Source organism: Desulfosalsimonas sp. (assembly GCF_055149105.1).
On sequence record NZ_JBSRLA010000094.1, the window covers coordinates 1 to 8,786 of the forward strand.

The 8,786-nt window shown below is 52.8% G+C and carries 6 protein-coding genes and 5 tRNA genes; 3 read left to right on the forward strand and 8 right to left on the reverse strand.

What is annotated here, in order from left to right; all coding sequences use genetic code 11:
• The 5 genes from ACTCIA_RS15615 to ACTCIA_RS15635 all read right to left on the reverse strand — a co-directional run.
• A partial coding sequence (locus tag ACTCIA_RS15615) for a GTP-binding protein (protein ID WP_463002601.1) occupies positions 1-189 on the reverse strand: 189 nt, incomplete at its 3' end.
• A gap of 163 nt (positions 190-352) precedes the next feature.
• Positions 353-429, reverse strand: a tRNA-Thr gene (locus ACTCIA_RS15620).
• 78 nt (positions 430-507) lie between these two features.
• Positions 508-583: transfer RNA gene (locus ACTCIA_RS15625), tRNA-Gly, on the reverse strand.
• A gap of 163 nt (positions 584-746) precedes the next feature.
• Positions 747-831 (reverse strand) — tRNA-Tyr (locus tag ACTCIA_RS15630).
• Between the two features lie 24 nt (positions 832-855).
• A tRNA-Thr gene (locus ACTCIA_RS15635) sits at positions 856-931 on the reverse strand.
• A gap of 470 nt (positions 932-1,401) precedes the next feature.
• Between ACTCIA_RS15635 and ACTCIA_RS15640 the strand changes: the two genes are divergently transcribed.
• Both ACTCIA_RS15640 and ACTCIA_RS15645 read left to right on the forward strand, forming a co-directional pair.
• On the forward strand, positions 1,402-3,204 hold the full coding sequence (locus ACTCIA_RS15640; protein WP_463002736.1) for a LysM peptidoglycan-binding domain-containing protein: 1,803 nt from the start codon (positions 1,402-1,404) through the stop codon (positions 3,202-3,204).
• 14 nt (positions 3,205-3,218) lie between these two features.
• A tRNA-Arg gene (locus tag ACTCIA_RS15645) sits at positions 3,219-3,294 on the forward strand.
• An 84-nt stretch (positions 3,295-3,378) separates the two neighbouring features.
• Here the strand turns inward: ACTCIA_RS15645 and ACTCIA_RS15650 are convergent.
• Both ACTCIA_RS15650 and ACTCIA_RS15655 read right to left on the reverse strand, forming a co-directional pair.
• Positions 3,379-5,400 (reverse strand): CocE/NonD family hydrolase, encoded by a 2,022-nt coding sequence (locus tag ACTCIA_RS15650; protein WP_463002737.1) that lies wholly within the window; start codon positions 5,398-5,400, stop codon positions 3,379-3,381.
• Between the two features lie 24 nt (positions 5,401-5,424).
• Positions 5,425-6,723, reverse strand: coding sequence for an ATP-grasp domain-containing protein (locus tag ACTCIA_RS15655; RefSeq protein ID WP_463002738.1), 1,299 nt, complete (start codon positions 6,721-6,723; stop codon positions 5,425-5,427).
• Positions 6,724-7,117: 394 nt separating this feature from the next.
• On the opposite strand from ACTCIA_RS15655, the gene ACTCIA_RS15660 reads away from it, so the two are divergent.
• Positions 7,118-7,996, forward strand: a complete 879-nt coding sequence (locus ACTCIA_RS15660) for a DMT family transporter (RefSeq protein WP_463002739.1) — start codon at positions 7,118-7,120, stop codon at positions 7,994-7,996.
• A gap of 68 nt (positions 7,997-8,064) precedes the next feature.
• On the opposite strand, the gene ACTCIA_RS15665 is transcribed toward ACTCIA_RS15660, so the two are convergent.
• Positions 8,065-8,436, reverse strand: coding sequence for a hypothetical protein (locus ACTCIA_RS15665; RefSeq protein WP_463002740.1), 372 nt, complete (start codon positions 8,434-8,436; stop codon positions 8,065-8,067).
• Positions 8,437-8,786 lie beyond the last annotated feature (350 nt).

Genomic DNA, 8,786 nt, shown 5'->3' on the forward strand with positions numbered 1-8,786 from the left:
AATCGTGATCCCGCGGGCCTTTTCCTCAGGCGCCTTGTCAATCTTGTCAAACGGAATAAACTCCGCCCAGCCACGCAGTCCGCAATGCTTGGTGATCGCCGCGGTCAATGTCGTCTTGCCATGGTCAATATGACCGATCGTTCCCACGTTTACATGCGGCTTGTTCCGCTCAAACTTCTGCTTTGCCATCTTACATCCTCCCCATGGTTTTATAGCATCTCATTGGAATCTTTCGAAGTCCCTCTCCTGTAGAGATCTCGGCAAGAGATCGTCGATGCATGGCCAGGCGCAAACCCGATTTTCTCAAGACACGTTTCTCCGGTTCTGCACCCATGCCTTGAAAAAGTTTCAATGGAGCCCACGACCGGAATTGAACCGGTGGACCTCTTCCTTACCAAGGAAGCGCTCTACCGACTGAGCTACGTGGGCCTGATAATCACCGACTGCCGGAAATGTTTCCGGAAATCTTTTTGCAGGGCAGCTTTTATTTAGCAAACGTTTGCCTGATGGAGCGGGAGACGAGAATCGAACTCGCGACATTCAGCTTGGAAGGCTGAAGCTCTGCCAACTGAGCTACTCCCGCCAATTTCCGTTAACCATGCCTGCCGGCCTTCTGCGGTGTTTTTTATCCGGCAAAAAGCCTGCCCTGTTGCCTTGCGCCTTGACTGTCAGATGAATCGCCAGCCATGTAGTCTCTTTGATTCCGCCCCTGCGGAATCTCCTACATTCAACCGTTATTAATGAAGTGGTGGTGGGGGGAGGATTCGAACCTCCGAAGGCTTCGCCGGCAGATTTACAGTCTGCTCCCTTTGGCCGCTCGGGAACCCCACCATCAATAAAACAAACAATTTCTTCTGGAGCCAGCGGAGGGACTCGAACCCCCGGCCAACTGATTACAAATCAGTAGCTCTACCAACTGAGCTACGCTGGCCTGCATTCAATCCGGGCACCAGCCGCGTGTACTTCAAAGCAAGGGCCACGTTCATTCAAAGGTTCTGCGCTCTACCAGAAATTTTTCCGGAATGCAAGCATTTATCGGCCAGACAGCGCAGACATGATTCATATTTTGAAACCGCAGTTGTTAACCTGACCCTTCCTGCCGGTTCGTGATCAATCTGCTATATTTATTATTTTCGTAAAGCCATGTCAAGTAACAAATATCGAAAATCAATGCAAGCAGTTTTTTTCATTGTATTTAGGACAAAGAACGTATCAGGGCAACCAAAAAATGCGCTCAAACCTGGCCCTGCGGCCGCCGTGACACCTGATCCGGCCAATCCTGTGCCAAACAATCAGCTTGACACAAGTTTGCAGCCGGTGATATTTAATTGGTTTACACATTTTATTTCGAAAAAATTGCTGATTTTCAAGCAATTACAAATATTGACAAAAAAGGTGCCCATGCAATCCGTCAAACCGTTCACCCTTGTCCGTAAACTCACTGTGTTTGCTGCACTTCTGGCAATTTCCATGATATTCACCGGTTGCGCCGGCTTGACCGGCCGGATCGGAGATGAGCCGGCCGGTGATACTGCAAAAAACTCAACCCGGGACCACCAGGAACCGGCAGCGCCGGCAGCCGAAGATGAAACACAGGTTGAAGTCCTGCCCTTGTTGAGTTTCAACGGCAGCGAGGAAGAAAATGCCAAGCTGCTGATCGAGCCCGCTCCCCCTGCAGATACCCAGTCCCGGCTGGACAAATCCCTGGAATTCTATCAGGCTGCCCAGGACTACTGGCAGCAGGGAGAGCTGGAAAACGCCTTGGATTCCCTGGACAACGCATATGCGCTGATTTTAACCTCCCCTCCCGCCGAAGACCCGAAACTAAGCCAGCAAAAAGATGACCTGCGGTTTATGATCTCCAAGCGGATTCTTGAAATCTATTCCTCGCGTTATACAACGGTCAAGGGCAATCATAACGCCATTCCCTTCTCCCTTAACGAGCATGTCCAAAAAGAGATCAAACTGTTTACCGAAGGGCCATCACGCACGTTTTTCATTAATTCCTACAAACGCTCCGGACGCTACCGCCCTTATATCCTCGAAAAACTGGAAAAGGCCGGCATTCCCGAGGAGCTTTCCTGGCTGCCGCTGGTGGAAAGCGGGTTTAAAACCAAGGCCCTGTCCAGCGCCAGGGCACTTGGGATGTGGCAGTTCATCGCCTCAACCGGGTACAAGTTCGGCCTTACAAGGGACCGCTACATTGACGAACGCCTGGATCCCTACAAGTCCACCGGGGCCGCCATTGCCTATTTAAAAGAACTCCATGAAATTTTCGGAGACTGGAAAACCGTGCTTGCCGCCTATAATTGCGGTGAAGGCAGGGTCCTGCGCGTGATCCGTCAACAAAACGTTAATTATCTGGATGATTTCTGGGATCTGTATCAGCGCCTGCCCAGGGAAACCGCGCGCTATGTGCCGAAATTTCTGGCGACCATTCATATTGTCAACAACCTGGAAAAATACAACATGGGTCACATCCAGCCGGATCCGCCCATGGCGTTTGAGCTTGTGGAGGTCAAAAAGCAAGCATCCCTGGAAGACATTGCAAAGGCCATTGACGTCAAGCAGGACAAACTGCTGGAGCTGAATCCGGAACTGCGCTACAAGGTTTTGCCGGATGAAACCTACGAGTTAAAGGTGCCCCCTGAAAAAGGGGAAGTACTGCTGGCAAAAATAGACGATATCGAGGAGCATTACCAGAGCCCGCACAACATTGTCTACCACCGGGTGCGGCCCGGAGAGACCCTGTCGGCCATTGCCCGGCGCTACAACACCACCGCCCGGAAAATCGCCTGGTACAACAATATTTACCGGAAAAATTACATTGTCACCGGCCAGCGGCTCAAAATTCCCCAGGCCGGGACTTACGCCGCCCGGGGCCCGCTTCCTGAGCCCTCCCGGACAATCAACTACAAGGTCAAACGGGGTGACTCCCTGTGGGTGCTGGCCAAGCGCTACAACACCACCACAAAACGGATCCAGGCTTTAAACAAACTCAATACCGTTAACCTGCACATCGGCCAGAAGCTCAAAATCCCGGCCGGCAAAAGTGCGGACCGCAAAGCCTACAGAGTGAAAAAAGGCGATTCGCCCTATACCATTGCCAGACGCCATGACATGAGCATGAACAACTTTTTGCAAATCAATGAACTAAACCGGAATTCAAGGATTTACCCGGGCCAGACCCTTTACGTGGAATAGCCCGACCGCCCCAAGCCCCCGTAGCTCAGTGGATAGAGCAATGGATTCCTAATCCATGTGCCGCAGGTTCGATTCCTGCCGGGGGCACCAGGTTTTTGGATGGAAACGACCGGTCATACGGCGATCCGCAAACCCATTTTTCACTGCCGCATAAAACAGGGGAATCGGTATTTTTTATACCAGATCCCTTGGAATGTGTTCATCCCAGCTCCGGCTGAAGATACGGCTTTCACCTTCCCAGGCGTCGAGTTCGGCCCGGAGATGGAAATGAGTCGTGTCAGATGTCAGAAAGGTGCGGGCAACCGTCCGCACTTCCCACTCTTTCCGTTTGAACCATCGCACCCAGCTGGTCTCTCCGCGAAGAGAAGCATAATCGTCATCGGTGAAAGCATAATTTTCAACAACTTTTGCGGCGATCTCAAGGTCTGTGTCATCCAGACGATAGACCCCTTCGTCGCTGATAATTTCGAGCCGGGATTCTCCTTTGGCCAGATTCCGGATCACCGTCCAGGACTGCCGGCTGGGCTGGATCAGAGTTTTGAGTGCTGGTGGAGCTCCTTCAGCTGGCCCGAACGGGCGGAGCTCTTTGTCTTTTGTTTCTTTTTGTCTGACCGGGAGCAGAAGCCGGCTGGTCCTTGTGTATATGGTCAGCCGCGTTGGTTCGGGCGAAGGCCAGGCCAGAGGCCAGTAAACCGTGGAGATTGCCAGACGGATGCGGTTGCCGGCAGGGAATTTTTGGGCAATATCGTTTAACTGCACTTTTATCCGGTATCGCTTTCCGGGCTCCAGGGGCTGCGGATTTTCGTGGCTGTCCCTGTGGGTGAGGTTGAGCAGGCCGTAGGTCACCCGTGTTGCCTTGTCGTCCGGCAGGATGTCGGATAGGCGAACGGCGATCATGGCCACGGGTTTGTTTGCGGAAATCTCCAGGTCCGCCACCGGAGGCCCCAGGATCTCCATGTCTTCTTGGAGCGGATCGGAGTCAAAGACCAGGGCGCCCCCGTCATCGTCACGCTGGTCGTGGGGAAGGTCCGGCGGCGAGGCATAGGAGCACCATTTGCCGGCATACAACCCCACGCTCAGCGGAGACTGAATCGACACCGGAAAACTTTGCTCGATTTTTTCTTCAGGGCCAAGCCAGGCAAACCCCAGGTGAAAAACCTGCGGGGATGTGTTTTTACCGGGCCATCCGGTCTCCGCAACCCAGCGGCCCGGCCGGTAGTCACAGTCCGTGGTCGGCGGCACGCTCTCCTGCATCCATGCCCGTAGCATGGGCTCTTCCATGATCCCGGTCGCCTCGCCTTTCAGCCAGGTGTCCCACCAGCGAATTGCTTCCTGCAAAAAACCGATGGCCGGCCCGGGATGGCCCATGTGCGGATACAGGTGGCTCCAGGGACCGATAAGTCCCTTGCGGGGAACGTCCAGATTGGCCAGAAGCCGGAAAACCGCGTTGGAATACCCGTCGGCCCAGCCGCTTACAGCCATAACCGGGCACCTGATGGCGCTATAGTCTTCACAGACGGACCCGTGCTTCCAGAAATCGTCGCGCCGCTGGTGTTTTAGCCATTGCGCCAACCATAGATCGCTTTTTTCAAGTCGTTCCATCCACATGGATTTCCAGTCATCACCAACAACCAACGGATCCGGCGGACAGGCGTTGTGGCTGAACATGGTCGACGCCCAGGACAGATTGTCACCCAGCAGGCACCCGCCCATGTGGTGCACGTCATCCGCGTACCGGTCGTCCGTGGAACAGACCGTAATGATGGCTTTCAGTTCAGGTGGCTGCAGGGCGGCAATCTGGAGCGCGTTGAACCCGCCCCAGGAGATGCCCATCATTCCAATTGCCCCGGTGCACCAGGGCTGGCTTGCAAGCCAGCGGATAACCTCCAACCCGTCGTCGAGTTCCTGTTGCAGGTATTCATCGCACAGAATTCCGTCAGAGTCGCCGGAGCCGCGCAAATCGACACGAACGCCGGCATAGCCGTGGCCGGCCATGTATTTGTGGGTCCGCTCGTCGCGTTCGGCGGTGAGATCGTTTTTGCGATAGGGGATGTATTCCAGTATCGCGGGGACGGGATTTCGCTCTGCGTCCTCCGGCAGCCGGATGCGCGCGGCAAGCCGGCATCCGTCAGACAGGGGTATCCACTCGTTGGCTATCTCCCGGACGGGCCGGGGAAAAGAATCGACAATGTTCACGAACAATTTCCTTTGATGCTTTATCTACAATTGAGAAAATTCAAACGGCAGCATTTCCGTGCAACGCATGTAGGTATCAAGAAGCTCCTTACGGTCCCTGCCGCCGATGAACAGGTGGCAGATGGCATAGCTGTAGCTGTCCTGCTCCAGCAGATCGGAGAGCTTCATTCCCTCTTTCACCTGAGGGTGGATCACCGTGCCCGGATAGCGTTTTTCCACCCCTCTGATTTCCTCATCCGTCGGCACCCGGGTTACCCTGGCGTCGCCGGAGAAAATGCGCCAGAAGAATTTCGCCGCGCACGCAAATACTCCCTGCCCGCGCGGGAAATCGGGCGTTTCCCCGCAGGCCACCTGCACTGTCACCTGCTGGTTGCTCTGGCCGTCTACTTTTTCGAAAATATCGCTGTGGGACTGGCTTACCCGGGGGTTGATTTCCAGCAGCCAGATTGCATCCTGCTCCAGATTCCAGAAAAATTCAATATTAAAGGCGCAGTTGTCCAGACCGGTATGCGCAATTACAGTTCTGGCAATTGAAAACATTTCCTGCTGTACGGTATCCGGCAGCACCGACGGGTATTCATACCGGAAAAAACTGATGCCGTTTTCATAGCGCAGGGAGTCTATAAAGCCAAGCGGCTGGATGTCGCCGTCTATGACATATCCCTCCAGGGTACACTGCCATCCCCGAATGATGCTTTCCGCCAGGAAGAAATGCCCGGCAACGTCGGTGACGGCCTTGGGAAGCGCTGCCTGCTGCAAAATATAGTTAAACGGTTCGGAGATCAGATGGATCTGCTTTCGGATCCTTGAAATCGCATCATCGAACTGCTCCTGATTTTCGATGTAAAACCCCAGCATGGAGCCGCAGGCCTTGATCGGTTTGATCCAGATAGGCTCCGCCCGGCCGATCTGGGCCCATACGTTATCGTCAAAGGGGTCAAAGGCCTGGAAGCGGGGAATGTGCTGCGGGATTACTTCATTTTGCACCAGCCGGCTCCAGTATTTGTGCTCGCATTTCAAAAGGCTTTCCAGCCTGGGGCCGCGTCTGCCGAGCCGGGCGCAGAGCAGGGGGAGCATTGTGCTGACCGGGAAATCCAGGTATGCTCCGATACCGTCGACGGTTTTGCCGGAATCGGCTTCCCAGCGCCGGAGCTGGTCTTCTGCGCGCATCAGCATATCTTTTATGGGAAAGTCATAGGTTTCCAAAAATTCGGCCGGGTCCAGAACACCGTGAAATACGTAGCGGTCGGCATTTCGGATAGAGCGAAGCCGGGCCCGGTCTGTATCGGTCAGTCCGATCAGAAAGACGTTTTTCGGGGACATGGAATTTGTTCTCCGGTGTGGTAAATGTTGATGGAAAAAGAGGCGTCATTTAAGGTCAATGATTTGCATGATTTTTCCCTGCCTGTTGGTTGCCGGCAGCCTGCGCCCGTTTCTGCAGGGCTTTTCCGGCAGGAAACCGCCCGATATTTTTTTGTGCATGCAGGTACGGAAAAACAGCAGCATCTTGTCTTGCTCCCGAATCGACCTTATATATTATACAATAAGCAAATCCGGCGGTGCCGGCAAATTTTCAGCCCGTTTAAATGCCTATTGCCCCAAATTAAGATCGGCATAAGCACCATCAGCCCGGCGGATATACCCAATACCGGGTTGCAGTCGGAATATTGATACGGCTGGTTTAAAATTCCTGGTCCGGAGGGCTTTTTACCGCGTTATGGTTTCCGCTACGGCATATCTGGCAGCCGGTTTTGTCCTGCTCTGGAACTCGGGATTCATCGGTGCCGAATATGGTCTGCCGTTTACCGGGCCGTTTACCCTTCTGTTTTGGCGTTACTGGGCGCTGACAGGTATTCTTCTGGTTTACCTGACACTAAGCGGCCGGCTGCGTTGGCCGGGCTTTCACGATGCCGCCGTTGCATTGCTTGTGGGGTTTCTGGCCCATGGTGTATGGTTGGGCTGTGTGCTCTTTTCATTGCAACAGGGTGTGCCCGCGGGCATTGTTGCACTTGTCGTGGCTCTCCAGCCGATGCTCACCGGTGCATTGTCCGGTCCCGTTGTGGGGGAATATACTCCCCTTACCCGCTGGTTCGGATTGTTCGTGGGATTTTGCGGGGTTATGATTGCCGTGGGCGCCCGGACCAATCTAAGCGATGCCGGATCCGTTTTTGGTTACTTTATTCCGTTCGGGTCCGTGGTCGGAATAACGGCGGCAAGTCTGATTCAAAGGTACATAGAGGTGCACGGCCGCACCCATCGCCTTCCCCTGGATATCTCGCTTTTCTACCAGAGTCTGGCTACTGCTTTGGCAGCAACGATTCCCGCAATAGGTTTTGAGGGTTTAGCGACCCGCTGGGAACCGACGTTTATAAGCGCTATGGTGTGGCTCATTCTCGGCGTGTCCCTGGCAGCTTATGCCTTGATGTGGGTGCTGCTTTCGCGGCTCGATGCAACTCGTGTGGCAAGCCTTTTTTATTTGGGACCGCCGGTAACCATGATAATGGCATGGATTGCATTCGGCGATACGCTTCAGTCAACAGACGTCATCGGCCTGATTATAGTGGCAATAGGAGTGATAGTGGTGCAGCGGCAATAATTGCAGCGCTCAAAGCGATATCTGCAAACGGTTGCTCTCAATAGCCTTCTGATGGTGAGTCAGGTCTTTTATCCTTCTTCACCATCCAGAATCCTTTCGGCCTCCTCGATACTTGTGACATTTTTGCCGCTGTAGCCCAAGTCAAGGGATACATAATCAAATTGCATATGACCCAGAAGTCCGGACCACCGATGTACCCTTACAACCTTTGACATACTTCGGGCTAAGAAGGCTTCCTGTATTTCTTTTATATATTTCTCAAAAATTTCATCCTGATATTCATAACCCCGCAGATCTGTCAGACATGTAAACCCGTCTGCCAGCTTCTCGCATTCGGATTTGGCTTTATCAACAAAAGCTTGCATCTCGGCTTCATCTTCGATTTTACCGACTGTTATGTAAATTCTGTTTTTGGCCACGTCAGCCCGAACATTATGCATCACCTATCCTCCATTTTTAGTTTTAGAAATATGCAAAAAATAAACATTGTTGTCAATTAAGAACAGAGAAAACCTTTGAGATCATCATTGACATTCTTAAGGGTAAAGTCGTGCCGAAAACCCGGGCTATAGACCGTCTTGCCTTTGCTTTTCTCAAGCGGGACATGAAATGATCAATTGCTGCGATATAGAAGATAATTGACTTTCACGCAATGTTTTAAGCCGATCATGGTTGATGCAGTCGTAAAAAATCCTAAAACTGGTATAATCGCCAACCAATAAAAAAATAACTTTTTGATTTTACTTAACACTTAATCACTTAAAACTTAACACTGCCTGTAAAAAAGACT